The organism is Nanhaiella sioensis, assembly GCF_046557775.1.
Lineage (GTDB): Bacteria > Bacillota > Bacilli > Bacillales > SM2101 > Nanhaiella > Nanhaiella sioensis.
Genome location: NZ_JBKAEG010000001.1, coordinates 2297032 through 2310202, shown reverse-complemented (window position 1 = coordinate 2310202; position 13171 = coordinate 2297032). Strand labels below are relative to the sequence as shown.

The 13171-nt window shown below is 34.1% G+C and carries 14 protein-coding genes; 5 read left to right on the top strand and 9 right to left on the bottom strand.

Annotated elements, in window-relative coordinates:
• The first annotated feature begins 48 nt into the window (after positions 1–48).
• Positions 49–1527 carry a methyl-accepting chemotaxis protein gene (locus V1503_RS25180; protein WP_410626860.1) on the top strand — a complete coding sequence of 493 codons (1479 nt, stop codon included), beginning with the start codon at positions 49–51 and terminating at the stop codon, positions 1525–1527.
• A 37-nt stretch (positions 1528–1564) separates the two neighbouring features.
• Here the strand turns inward: V1503_RS25180 and V1503_RS10910 are convergent, their stop codons facing one another.
• Positions 1565–2098: a methylated-DNA--[protein]-cysteine S-methyltransferase gene (locus V1503_RS10910; RefSeq protein WP_410626857.1), complete on the bottom strand. Its 534-nt coding sequence runs from the start codon at positions 2096–2098 to the stop codon at positions 1565–1567.
• 379 nt (positions 2099–2477) lie between these two features.
• On the opposite strand from V1503_RS10910, the gene V1503_RS10905 reads away from it, so the two are divergent.
• Positions 2478–3710 carry an aminopeptidase gene (locus V1503_RS10905; RefSeq protein WP_410626855.1) on the top strand — a complete coding sequence of 411 codons (1233 nt, stop codon included), beginning with the start codon at positions 2478–2480 and terminating at the stop codon, positions 3708–3710.
• A gap of 456 nt (positions 3711–4166) precedes the next feature.
• Here V1503_RS10905 and V1503_RS10900 read toward each other — a convergent pair whose 3' ends face one another.
• From V1503_RS10900 to V1503_RS10890, 3 genes are read right to left on the bottom strand one after another with little or no spacing between them, the layout of a single operon-like run.
• Positions 4167–4952: an ABC transporter permease gene (locus V1503_RS10900; protein ID WP_410626853.1), complete on the bottom strand. Its 786-nt coding sequence runs from the start codon at positions 4950–4952 to the stop codon at positions 4167–4169.
• Positions 4949–5854 carry an ABC transporter ATP-binding protein gene (locus V1503_RS10895; protein ID WP_410626851.1) on the bottom strand — a complete coding sequence of 302 codons (906 nt, stop codon included), beginning with the start codon at positions 5852–5854 and terminating at the stop codon, positions 4949–4951. The genes V1503_RS10900 and V1503_RS10895 overlap by 4 nt, the downstream gene beginning before the upstream one ends.
• Entirely contained in the window at positions 5851–6090 is a 240-nt protein-coding gene (locus V1503_RS10890) for a PLD nuclease N-terminal domain-containing protein (protein WP_320257929.1), read from the bottom strand. The genes V1503_RS10895 and V1503_RS10890 overlap by 4 nt, the downstream gene beginning before the upstream one ends.
• Before the next feature lie 137 nt (positions 6091–6227).
• Between V1503_RS10890 and V1503_RS10885 the strand changes: the two genes are divergently transcribed.
• The gene (locus V1503_RS10885) at positions 6228–6773 is read left to right on the top strand and encodes a helix-turn-helix domain-containing protein (RefSeq protein WP_410626848.1); all 546 of its coding nucleotides are present in this window, start codon (positions 6228–6230) and stop codon (positions 6771–6773) included.
• 352 nt (positions 6774–7125) lie between these two features.
• On the opposite strand, the gene V1503_RS10880 is transcribed toward V1503_RS10885, so the two are convergent.
• Both V1503_RS10880 and V1503_RS10875 read right to left on the bottom strand, forming a co-directional pair.
• Positions 7126–8508 carry a glycine--tRNA ligase gene (locus V1503_RS10880; protein WP_214482897.1) on the bottom strand — a complete coding sequence of 461 codons (1383 nt, stop codon included), beginning with the start codon at positions 8506–8508 and terminating at the stop codon, positions 7126–7128.
• A 427-nt stretch (positions 8509–8935) separates the two neighbouring features.
• Entirely contained in the window at positions 8936–9385 is a 450-nt protein-coding gene (locus V1503_RS10875) for a MarR family winged helix-turn-helix transcriptional regulator (protein ID WP_410626845.1), read from the bottom strand.
• Positions 9386–9675: 290 nt separating this feature from the next.
• On the opposite strand from V1503_RS10875, the gene V1503_RS10870 reads away from it, so the two are divergent.
• Positions 9676–10095 carry an organic hydroperoxide resistance protein gene (locus tag V1503_RS10870; RefSeq protein ID WP_214482895.1) on the top strand — a complete coding sequence of 140 codons (420 nt, stop codon included), beginning with the start codon at positions 9676–9678 and terminating at the stop codon, positions 10093–10095.
• 137 nt (positions 10096–10232) lie between these two features.
• Here the strand turns inward: V1503_RS10870 and V1503_RS10865 are convergent, their stop codons facing one another.
• The 3 genes from V1503_RS10865 to V1503_RS10855 form a co-directional block, all read right to left on the bottom strand.
• Positions 10233–10571 (bottom strand): AzlD domain-containing protein, encoded by a 339-nt coding sequence (locus V1503_RS10865; protein WP_250886660.1) that lies wholly within the window; start codon positions 10569–10571, stop codon positions 10233–10235.
• A 51-nt stretch (positions 10572–10622) separates the two neighbouring features.
• Positions 10623–11375: an AzlC family ABC transporter permease gene (locus V1503_RS10860; RefSeq protein WP_410626842.1), complete on the bottom strand. Its 753-nt coding sequence runs from the start codon at positions 11373–11375 to the stop codon at positions 10623–10625.
• Positions 11376–11469: 94 nt separating this feature from the next.
• On the bottom strand, positions 11470–12279 hold the full coding sequence (locus V1503_RS10855) for a TrmB family transcriptional regulator (protein ID WP_214482893.1): 810 nt from the start codon (positions 12277–12279) through the stop codon (positions 11470–11472).
• Positions 12280–12660: 381 nt separating this feature from the next.
• On the opposite strand from V1503_RS10855, the gene V1503_RS10850 reads away from it, so the two are divergent.
• On the top strand, positions 12661–13161 hold the full coding sequence (locus tag V1503_RS10850) for a hypothetical protein (protein WP_410626839.1): 501 nt from the start codon (positions 12661–12663) through the stop codon (positions 13159–13161).
• The last annotated feature ends 10 nt before the right edge of the window (positions 13162–13171 follow it).

Sequence of the window (13171 nt, the reverse complement as noted above, 5' to 3'; positions counted from 1 at the left end):
TAAAATCAAAGAGCCCAAGAGGCATTTTAGGTAAGGGGGTTCATACTTATGACAAACATAGAATTAGTTGAAAAAAGAAATAAACTACTTATCTCAATACTATGGTTTACATTTACAAGTGTTTTTTTATGGAATTTTTTCCATGCTGGATTACGCTTAAGCCTTATACAATCCATACCTGATCTAATTATTAACACAATCATCACTGTATTAATTTTGAAAAGGAAATTCATCTTTTATACGATGTATCTAGTCGTTCTTTCTTCCGTTATTACTACATATGTCGTTTTTAGTGTAGACCCATCAATTATTATGTTTTTCCTAGTTGTTCTTTACGTAACAGTGATCTCACTGTATGAAAATTACATACCTATCATTTTAACCGCTATTTCAAATATTGCTATATCCAATTATTTCTTTTTGAATCATGATTCTACTGCTTTTGCTGCAATGAATAAGACCGATATTATCGGTATCGATGCGATGATTGTACTTATTATATTGGTAAATATTATTCAAGGTGTATTTAGTAAACGTATGCGTTTAGAAAATCAAGAAACATATGAACAAGTTTTACAAGCGAAAGAACATACCGACTCTTTACTTGGGAATATTAAATCTACAGTTGAATTTTTACATAGATTTGAAACTGACTTAGAAGATCACTCCAAAAAAACAGAAGAAATTTCTGAAGAAATTACTGTTTCATTTTTAGAAGTAACTAAAGGGATAGAAAGTCAAGCCGCTAGTGTTGTTGATATTAATGAAGCTATTCAATCAGCAGATAGCTCTATAGAGAATGTTACATCCGTCTCCAACCATATGAATAACCTATCAGAAGAGACATTGAAAACGATACAAGATGGCAACAACAATGTTGAAGTTTTAATGGGAGAAATAGAGAAAGTTCACACAATAATAAATTCGACAGTAGCTGTTATGAATGACTTAAGCAATCAAAATCATAAGATAGAAGGGATAGTAAATAAAATAACTGGCATCTCAGAGCAAACAAACCTGCTAGCTCTCAATGCGGCAATAGAAGCAGCACGTGCAGGGGAACACGGAAAAGGCTTTGCGGTCGTTGCTGACGAAGTGAGAAAGCTTGCGGAGGACTCTCGACACTCGACTGCAGAAATCACTTCTATTTTAAATGGTATACAAGACAAAACGTTACATGCTGCCGAACAAACAAACCTCGGAGAAAATGCAATTTTACAAAGTGAGCAAGTAATGAAGGTCGTCCAAGAGACCTTTAAAACAATTAAAAGTACAAGTGAAGAAGTAGAAGAAGAATCCGGAAAAGTTAATGACATGCTTGCTGAAATCTTAGGGGATAGTCACCGTATTTCAAACGAAATCTTGTCAATCTCAAGCATAACACAGCAAAGCTCTGCTTCATCTCAAGAGATACTGGCACATATGGAAGAACAAAATAATCGTATTAAAAATATCGTTTCAAGCTTCAAGAAATTAGAAGATATGATCGAAACATTAGAAAATTTAGTAGCTGAAAAAGCTATGTAACAATATAGGATGTAGCTAAGAACGTAACTCCATCCTCTTAAGGGTGAGTTACGTTCTTATAGTATTTTTCTTCATGCTTTAGTAATGCCTCTTTAATATCAATTCCTCCAGCAAACCCTGTTAGCTTACCATTTTTCCCAATCACTCGATGACAAGGGATAATGATAGGTATTGAATTTTTACTATTAGCGCCACCTATCGCCCTAGCTTTTTTCGGGTCACCTAACACTTGAGCTTGTTCTTGGTAGCTTATCGTATGTCCAAAAGGAATCGTTGTTAGTGCTTGCCATGCCTGTTTTTGGAATGACGTTCCTTCCACTTTCAACGGAAGATCAAATTGTATTCTTTGTCCACGAAAATATTCTTCTAATTGCTTTACCGATTCATTTAAAATTTCGTTATTTTCATTGTTATTCATTGAATCATAATACTCTTTATTGAAGGTACTTGACGAAACAAAGATAATTTCATATAAAAATTCATCTGATGCTATTAATAAAATCGGTCCAACCGGACTGTTCATCTGTCTTTTGTTTAATTCTCTTTTTTTTGTAGCCATTACACCAACCATTTGACACCTCTTTATTTCAATTAGCTTTTTTCGTATACTTTTTTGCTATTGTAATTATATTAAAAAGGCAGATGAGTTGTATTCAGCTTTCATCATTTAAGAGCTTGAATACGTACTTATTGTTTAGTACGCAAAACAACATGCATGTAAAAAACAGCCTTTTAATATGTTTAGACATTTGAAAATCTATAGGAAGATAATGATATAATAAGAAAATATTCGAGAAATAAAACAGTAGCACTTAACTGTATTTCCTTGGATCTATTCATTATGCGTACTTAACTTAGTTAGTGTACAATGATGAAAGGATCATTTTCTTACATAAGTATATCATGTCCTCACATACCGAAAAAATATTATGATAAAGGAGAATCTAATGATGGCAAATTTTCAGCGTAATTTAGAAAAATATGCAGAATTAGCTGTGAAAATTGGTGTAAATATTCAAGAAAAACAATCCCTATATATATCAGCATCAATTTCAACAGTTGAATTTGTTCGTCTTGTTACTAAAAAAGCCTATGAAGCTGGTGCAAAAAATGTTCATGTTGAATGGGGCGACGACACGATTACAAGAATGAAATACGACCTCGCTCCAGACGATGCATTTAAAGAATTTCCACTTTGGAAAGCTCAAGGACGAGAAGAGATGGCTGAAGATGGAGCAGCATTCTTATCGATTACTTCTACAAATCCAGATTTATTACAAGGTGTTAACCCTGATAGAGTCGCTGCTGCACAAAAAGCACAAGGTAAAGCATTAGAAAAGTTTAGAAACTATATTCAATCAGATAAAGTTAGTTGGACTGTTATCGCTGTTCCGTCGAAAGAATGGGCAGCAAAAGTATTTCCTGATGCAAAAGAGGAAGAGCAGGTAGGCTTGCTTTGGAATGCCATTTTTAAAGCAACACGTGTTGATTTAGAAGACCCAGTTCAACAATGGCAAGAGCATGACAAAACTTTACAAGCTCGTGTAAAGTTTCTCAATGAAAAGAAATATAAAGCATTACATTATACAGCATCTAATACAGACCTCACCATAGAGCTACCTACGAACCATATTTGGCTTGGGGGTGGAGGCAAAAATGAAGATGGTACGTATTTCATTGCGAATATCCCGACAGAAGAAGTATTTACTATGCCACTAAAAACTGGTGTAAATGGCTATGTATCGAGTTCCAAACCATTTAATTACCGTGGTAATTTGATTGAAAACTTTACATTAACCTTTGAGAATGGCAAGATTGTTGACTGCAAAGCTGAAAAAGGTGAAGAAACATTAAAACGTCTTATTGAAACAGACGAAGGGTCGCATTATTTAGGAGAAGTCGCATTAGTTCCACATGACTCTCCAATTTCAAATTCTAATATTATTTTTTATAATACATTATTTGATGAAAATGCCTCTAATCATTTAGCTATCGGTAGTGCATATCCAACATGTATCGAGGCTGGTACTACGATGGATAAAGAAGAGCTAGAGAAAAACGGCGTAAATACAAGTGTACTTCACGAAGACTTTATGGTAGGTACCGCTGATATGGATATTGACGGTTTATTACCTGACGGAACAAAAGAACCACTGTTTCGTAACGGGAATTGGGCAATATAATAATTCTCATTTATGATGTAAAATAAAATGAAAAACACTCACTGTAAGCAAATTTATTTACCCAAATCTTGTGTGAGCAACCACGAATAACATTAGTTTGAAAAAATTTGGTATAAGAAATGATTAGTCATGTTTTTTGAGCGATCATTTCTTATACCATAACAAACGATGTGCTGTAATTTCCTCAAGATTATTCTCAAATTATAATTCCCACTTTCCAAGTAATTCTTCTTAATAAAGCTGATTTATTTTGTTTAGCATTCGCTATAATATCTTCATATTCGAAACAGGTGTCCCCTGCTATTAGTACAAAGGTATAAATTCGACACTATACTAGAGTTTCATAGTATCTATTGTTCTGAAAACAATGAGAATAGCATAAATGCTATATTATTAGTAAATAGCCTTTTATCATACGCACCTAAGGCTATACATATTTTTTTATCTGTAGCCCATCTATTTATTATACTTTTTGTTGGAAATCCAATAATTTATTACAAAAAGTATAAGTGCAACCCATATAAGTGTTATAAACAAATTACCGGCAGCACTAGAACTTATTGACCCTGTAGCTAGCACTTCCATACCATTTTTACTCATTATAGCAGGATTAACAAAGTCCATAATAGGGTTCAAACCGAGTATCATTCTACACACTAGTAGAAAGACAATGGAAAGAATCGCGATAAGTCCTTGACTGTTAAAGATAGTACTAATCATCGTTGTAAATGTGACAATAAATAGTACCCATACAAGATAAAATAACATAGCAATAATCATTCGTGAAAATGAAACATGTGTAAATAGATAAATAACATATAGATAAGAAACAAAGAATCCTATTATTACACCAAAAGACGCCATTAAGAAATTTGGTATAACCTTTCCACTTATATATGAAATAATATTAACTGGTCTTGTTAAAATAAATGCCAACATACCATTTACTTTATCTGTGTGTATGATACCCATTGTTGAAATGATAAGAATGATAAGTCCAAGTTGATCAAATTGTGAGCCAAAAGTGCTTGCAAGTACTTCTCCTCCGCTTTGGGTATATATACTTGGATCAATTGTAATACCTGTCCCCCCTCCTAATGATTCAATGATTGATGGTAAAAAAAGTGTGACCACTGGTTGAGTTATCCCTAGGATGATAAAAATAAGAGGAAGCCAAATTAATTTATAGTCACGTAACATCTGTACAAACTCTTTTTTAGTTAGGACAATAAAGCTATTCATGCTCCCACCACCATTCTCAAGAAAATATCTTCTAATGTATCACTATTGATTTCAAACTTGACCAGGTTTACTTCATGTTCTAATGCATTTTTTAACAATAAATCTTTACTTGTTTCTATATTTTCGACTTTTATTTTCAATGTATGTCCAGTGACTTCCACATCCTTCACAAAGGGAAGTGCTTTTACAACATCAACCCATTTTTGATCATTGCTATCAATCACTACTCTCAAGATCTTTTGACTATACTGACTTAACAAATCGATGGCAGTAGTATCTTTAATTTTCTTCCCATTTTTAATGATAATAAATCTATCACATATTTCTTCAGCATCTGCAAGTATATGAGTTGATAATAATACTGTCGTCTCCTTTTTAATTTCTTCGATCAAATTTAACACTTCTCTTCTCCCAATGGGATCTAAAGCTGATACTGGTTCATCCATTACGATAAGTGCAGGTCGATGTAATAAAGCTTGAGCTATACCAAGCCGTTGTTTCATTCCACCAGAAAATGTACCTACTTTTGAATTTTCTTCTCCTTTCAACCCCACTTTTTCTAAAACATTAGGTATTGAGTGAGTTAATTCCTCTTTGTTTACATTAGATAACTGACCCATAAACATTAATGTTTCAATGGCTGTCATCCATGGGAAAAATTCTGGATGTTGAGGCAAATAACCGATTTCCCTCTTCATTTTTGAAACATGCTTCCCATCCAATAGCACTTCTCCTGAATTAGGAAAAATAATATCAGAGATCACTTTTAATAATGTAGATTTCCCCGCCCCATTTGGTCCTATTAAACCTACACATTCTCCTGTTTTTATGTCCATTGAGAAATGATTTACAGCCAATTTACCCTTAAATTTTTTTGTTACATTCTTAACCTCTAATTTCATCTTACCTCACCATCCTTTCTCCCATGAATAAAGTAAAATACCGGTCCAAATGTATTTACCAAAAGTATAATAAAGGACCACATAAGTACGTTTTGTCTCGTATTTCGATGCCTATACAAGTCAATTAACGCAATTAAAACCAATAATGTACTCAATGCTATCACTGGCAAAATAACAGGTAACAAAGGCATAAAATCAACACCTTTTAATTCATCCAGCCCATAATGTAACTTCATATTATCACTCCTCAATTTTATTATCATTATTGATAATGATAACATTGAACTGTACGTATTGCAAACGTTATTATTATTATTTATAATGAGAATGAAATTAGAACAGTAAAACACACTACTAATAAAAGGTGAGATATATGAAAAATAAGGTAGAAATCTTAATGCACCCTGTGAGAATGAAAATTTCTCAGGTGCTTATGCGCAACAATAAAAATGGACTAACACCATTAGAGATGGTTAAGCTCATTAAAGATGTACCCCAAGCAACACTATACAGACATATACAAGTTATGCTTGATGCTGGTGTTATTAGCGTATTGAAAGAAAAAAAGGTGAAATCTGTTTCAGAAAAGTATTACACCTTAAATGAGGATGCAGCTAGACTAAATATTGCAGAATGGCAAACAATTTCTAGTGAAAAAAAAATTGATTATGTTTCCTATTATCAATTGACACTATTGAATCAATATCAAAGTTATTTGACTAAATTAGAAGAGCAAGGTAATTCAGAGGATGGCGCTACTTTTTCGGTAGTGGAGCTAAAATTAAATGATGAAAAGTTTTTAGAATTTCAAAGCGACCTCAATACATTAATAACTAAATACTACAATCATGCTAACGATCGTAATGAAGAAGATATTCCAGTTCGAACACTTGCCGTTACTATCATTCCTGAATCTTAAGTTACTTGACTAATAAATCACACTTTCATTTATTGAAGCCCTTTACTTTCTATGAGGTTCTTGATTGCATCAAAACAGCTGCTTACGCTTTTTTAAATTTTTTAGCTAAGGATCGCTTACAAAGAAACACCAGAAGGTAAAATGCACCCTCTGGTGTTTTTGGGTTCCACCGTCGCCCACAGGACGTGGGCTGGTTTTAGATGGAATTGGGTCGGCTACACTTTTCTACCTGTCCAGCTACTGCGCCTATCCTCTCGAGTCGCTTCACCATTTCTCATGAAGTCAAAAAGCGACTTCAAGCGAAATGCTTCCACCGCTTGTCGGGGATGAACAAGGCGCTTACGCTTTTCTATTAAAATCTAACTTTTTCTTCTAGGAAGCTTTTTAATTCATTAATAGGTAAACGCTGTTGTTCCATTGTATCACGATCACGAACGGTTACCATGTTATCATCCTTCGAATCGAAGTCATATGTGATACAGTATGGTGTTCCAATTTCATCATGTCGACGATAACGTTTCCCAATAGAGCCGGCATCATCGTAATCAACCATAAAGTCTTTAGCAAGATCTTGGAATACTTGTTTTGCTTCATCGGATAGTTTTTTCGATAATGGCAAAATTGCAGCCTTAATAGGTGCTAAAGCTGGATGAAAATGCATCACTGTTCGGGAAGTTCCATCTTCCAATGCTTCTTCTTCATAAGCATCAATTAAAAATGCTAATGTTACACGGTCCGCACCAAGCGAAGGCTCAATACAATATGGAATATAACGTTCATTTGTCGTCTGATCAATATAATTGAAGTCCTCACCTGAGTGTTCCATATGCTGCTTAAGATCGTAGTCCGTTCGAGATGCAATTCCCCATAACTCACCCCAGCCAAATGGGAATTTATATTCAAAATCAGTTGTAGCATTACTGTAGTGAGATAATTCTTCATCAGAATGATCTCGCAAACGAATGTGATCCTTCGTCATACCTAAAGAAAGTAGCCACTGTTCAGCCTGTTCCTTCCAATAGTCAAACCAATCAATTTCTTCACCTGGCTTACAGAAAAACTCAATTTCCATTTGTTCAAATTCCCTTGTACGGAAAGTAAAGTTACCAGGCGTAATTTCATTACGAAAACTTTTTCCTATTTGAGCGATACCAAAAGGTAACTTTTTTCTCATTGTTCGCTGAACATTTTTAAAGTTAACAAAAATCCCTTGAGCTGTTTCTGGTCGTAGATAAATCTCATTGGTACTTGATTCAGTAACTCCTTGATGTGTTTTAAACATAAGGTTGAATTGACGAATACCCGTAAAATCATCACTTCCACAATCTGGACATGTAATTTGATGCTCTGTCATCAAATCTTCCATTTTTTCAAATGGAAGTCCATCAACTACCAATTCAATCCCTTTGTCTTCAAGTGCATTTTCAATTAACTTATCGGCACGATGTCTTGCTTTACATTTTTTACAATCAATCATCGGATCATTGAAATTTCCTAAATGTCCAGATGCTTCCCACGTCTTTGTGTTCATTAAGATGGCAGCATCAAGTCCTACATTATAAGGTGATTGCTGAACAAATTTATTCCACCAAGCTTTTTTAATATTATTTTTCAACTCTGTACCTAGTGGTCCATAATCCCATGTATTAGCTAATCCCCCGTATATTTCCGAACCTGGGAAAACAAACCCTCTATGCTTTGCATGTGCTACAACTTGCTCCATTGTTACAGACATAGTTAGACACTCCTTCAAAAAATGTGTTTTATATGGAAATTATTAAGCTTTTACACCTAATAACGCCCATATTTTATATCATTACTATTCCTCCTGTAGATAGAGAAAAAACAAAAAAACCCCCATCCCTCGGCGAATAGCGCCTAGGGACGAGAGTTTGTCTCCCGCGGTTCCACCCTAGTTGATACTAATAATTAAGTACCCTCTTTGGAAAATTAACTCCAGATTGCCGTTTCACTGATTTTTTATCAGGCTTCCACCATCCCTGATTCGCTTAAACAACATTTTCAGTTACTATTGATCCTTCATCGTTTAATAAATATATAAGTTTGAAAATTATTTTATCAAAAATCTACATTAATGCAAGTGGTTAAATATCATTACATTTTAATTTTAACATTTTATATAATTGCATGTATGATAATCACTACTTTTTTACATTCACTTGATGTACTTGATTAAGTAGCTGTTGAACTAGTTTCCTCATACTAACCAATTCATTTGATGACATCTCACCATTGTCAATTAATGACATTGGTATACAAATAGCTTTTTCTTGTAACAGTTTCCCGTCCTCTGTTAATTTAATTAACACTCTTCTTTCATCTACACTAGACCTTTCTCTAACGATCAACCCTCCATCTTGCATTCTTTTTAATAAGGGCGTTAAAGTCCCAGAATCTAAAAACAATTGTTCACCTAACTCTTTCACTGTGCTCTCTCCACTTTCCCACAGTACAAGTAAAACAAGATATTGAGGATATGTTATGCCAATCTCATCTAATAATGGTCGGTACATTTTAGTAATTTCTCTAGATAAGGCATAAACAGAGAAACAGAGCTGGTTATCTAATTTAAGTAATTCATCATTGTTCATTTTTTCCACCTACATTTCAAAAAAGTTGTGCACAATTAATTTCTTACAAATAAAATTATCTTTTTACACATTAATTGTCAACTACTCAGAATACGTTAGTTATTTTTAACGTAAAAACATATTGAATATTTACATGTTGATCAGCACATAATGATTCTGATGACACAATACTCTTCCAAAACATAAATAAAAACTGTTGACAAATAAAATTTTACTAGTTATATTAGTATTACAAAATTAAATTGTGCACAACTAAATTGTGTAACGCTTATTATAAAGGAGAATGAAAAATGGAAGCAATTTATACAGCAAAAGCTACAGTTCAAGGTGGAAGAGAAGGAAAGGTTTCTTCAAGTGATGGTGCTATTCAATTAGATTTAAGCATGCCGAAAGAACTTCAAGGTCCTGGTGGAAGTGGAACTAACCCAGAGCAATTATTTGCAGCAGGATACGCAGCTTGTTATGAAAGTGCATTAAAATTAGTTGCTCGTAATAAAAAGATGGCGATTGGAGATACTCAAGTAACTGCACAAGTATCAATTGGAAACGATCCAGCTGGCGGATTTAAATTAGCAGTTCAACTTGATGTGAAGATCCCTGGTGTGGAAGTTGATGTGGCGAAGGAATTAATTCAAGAAGCTCATCACGTTTGCCCATATTCAAAAGCTACTCGTGGTAATATCGATGTAGTATTACGTGTTGTAAAATAACTTACTTGAAAATAACAAAAAGGTGGAACAAGATTGTATCCACCTTTTTTGCGTTGTCTTATTATGACCTCATCGTTATGGGGCTCAGATAAAACTTCATCACTCTACCCATTAGCAACAAAGCTTCCGAAAAGAGACTACATCATTATTAACATGATAACGACAGCTATGATTGAACCTGATAACACTAACAAAATGTGTAAACGTAATAACGACAATAATACAGCAACAATTCCTCCGGTTAAGCCAATAAAAATATTATCTTCTTGAATTGTTAAAATCCCTGGGAAAATCAGTGCCCCCAATGCAGCATATGGGATATATGATAACCAACGATTAACCCAATTGGGAAATGTAACAAAATTAATGACAAATGCTGGGATAACACGAGGTATAAATGTTACAATTGCCATACCAATAATAATTAATAATATCTCCATATCATCTACAAACCTCATTTCTATCATTGATAACATTTATTAACCTACCCTTTTGTGATTGGGTATACTTTGATCAATGCAAGTTTACTAGCTATTTTGTTGTATAGATTCTCGTTCTTTGAAAAACACACCTATGAGGCTACTTATAAGTGTAGCTATGACAATAGCCCAACCTGAGCTTACAATCATTGACGCAAATGTACAAATGACCATACTTATTACAACGATGCACAATACTAACCTTGATTTCCGCGCTACTGGTACTACCAGGGCAATGAACATTGCATATAGACCGACGGACATACCTTGACTAATAACCGGCGGAAAAATACTCGAAAAAAGTCCACCAACAAGAGTCCCTGCTATCCATGATACATACGCTGTTGCAAATATGCCTAGAATAAAAAAATGATTTGTGGCATCTTTTTCCTTACCTTGTAATGAAAATACTGAAAATGTTTCATCTGTTATACCGAAAGATAACAAAGCTTTCCACTTAATCGGAATATGGTTTAGTTTATTTATGAATGACATGCTCATAATGAAATGACGAAAATTAAGGACAAATGTAGCTACAATAATTTCGATTACTGTTGCATTGACCATCACCATACTTGCTGCCATAAATTGACTCGCACCTGCAAAGACAGCGATTGACATAAAGGTTGAATGCCATAGCGACAAACCTGATTGGACAGCAATCATTCCGAATGTAACTGCAATCGGAAAATAACCAATCGCAATTGGTAGAGCAACCCTTGATCCTTTTAAGAACAAGTGACTATTTTGTAGTTTTTTTCTCTGGGATATGTTTTTTTGTTCAACATTTATGCTAGGCATCACATTTCTCCCTTCACAAGTTTACATAACAACTTAATATTAGATGTTATCTTTCTAACTACTAATAATTCGTGTGTAAAAAAGGCGGCTCAATTCATTTGAACCGCTTTCCTGTTACAACATGAAGAAGGTCATTGTCCTTTCTCCATAGTGAATCTAATTTATCCTCACCAAATTTACGAGTGATTTCTTCAATCATAATATCATGCCTAATATATTCAGTTGCGACTAATATAAGTGCAGGATCTTTCGATTTGACTGCCCAAGCAGGTGTTTCTTCAGAAAAATTTGCTATGATTACCTCTTCTCCATCTCTAGCAGCAATTGTTAAATGACCACCTGTTCTTTCTTTCACTACATCTGGTGGCATGTAGTTATGGTGATAAGTCGAACCTAATTGTAAATGTCGATTACCGAACAAAATAGTAAAGATTTTAACTCCTTCTTCATGACGCTGATCGACAGCTTCTTGTATCATAGGAGTTTGTGGCTCCCATACTGATAACCATAGTTCTTTTTCAGCCTTGCCAATTAAATCAACTATTTCCGCTATAACTAGTTCGTCACTTCGGATATGCCAAATAACATCTGCTTCGCGTTCTCCTTCTAATGTCATTAAATTTTTTTCTAGGTAATCAAATGACTGTTCAAATTGGCTCCTAAACCTTGTAATTAATTCCTTAGCAGGTACAGGACTATATTTCACTGGATCAGAAGGCACTTTATATATCGCACCCTTATCCAACAATTTAGCTATCACTTCATATATCATCGATCGTGGAACTCCTGAAAGCTTACTAATTTCATATCCTGTACTAGGAGATTTCTTTAGCAAGCTTATATAAGCTTTACATTCATATTTAGAAAAACCCAACTTTTGAAGTTCATTATAAATTTCTTCCACTTCTTACTCCCTTTAGTAGTTATTATACTACCTACTATAAACACATTAAAATAATTGTCAACTTTTATATATCTGCTTTACCATGTTTTTCTCACTAAAAATTAAATATATGTTTACAATTACCGTTTGTAGCGTATTATCTCCACAAAGAGATGTCTATCGATAATTCGGTTACAGAAGCTACATCATTAACAACAGGAAGCATGTAGGATGAAACTTTTATTAACGCAACACGTAAAAGAGATAAGGGGAAGAAAATATGATCGTAAAATACTCTTTATAAAGAAGGACAAATCAATCATTTTTTACCATATGTACCTAATTACAACATTAAGTTTCTATGGTACGATATGAATGTGATTTTTTGAAAGCAGGTGTACTATGAGCAAAACTACAAAATTAATTAAAGGTTTATCAGCGGCTGTGATTGCAACTGGGTTATCTGGTTGTGCAAGTGCGGCAAATGAGTATACTTATGAAACAACTGATAGCGAAGATGGGGATACAAGAACCATTCCAATCGAGCCATCGGTAGTTGGCTGTGATGAGTGGGACTGGGATGTTGATGATGAAATGTATGAATGTGATGACGATGATTCAGATTATCGCGGTCATTATTTTTATCAAAATAAGCTATTCAAAACAAAAGCTGACATAAAAAGTGGGAAGTATAGTAAAAGTTTTGTTTCATCTTCAACGAATGCTGTAAATAATAATACTAACAATTCCACCTCCCAATCAAACCAGTCACAAACTAAATCTTCAAATAATTCCGTGTCAACTAATTCTGAACAGTCAACAACTTCCACTCAAAAGTCACAATCAAGTTCAAGTAGTTCATCTGGATTTGGTAAGAGTAGCAGTGGATCATACGGAGGGTAATAACTACTAC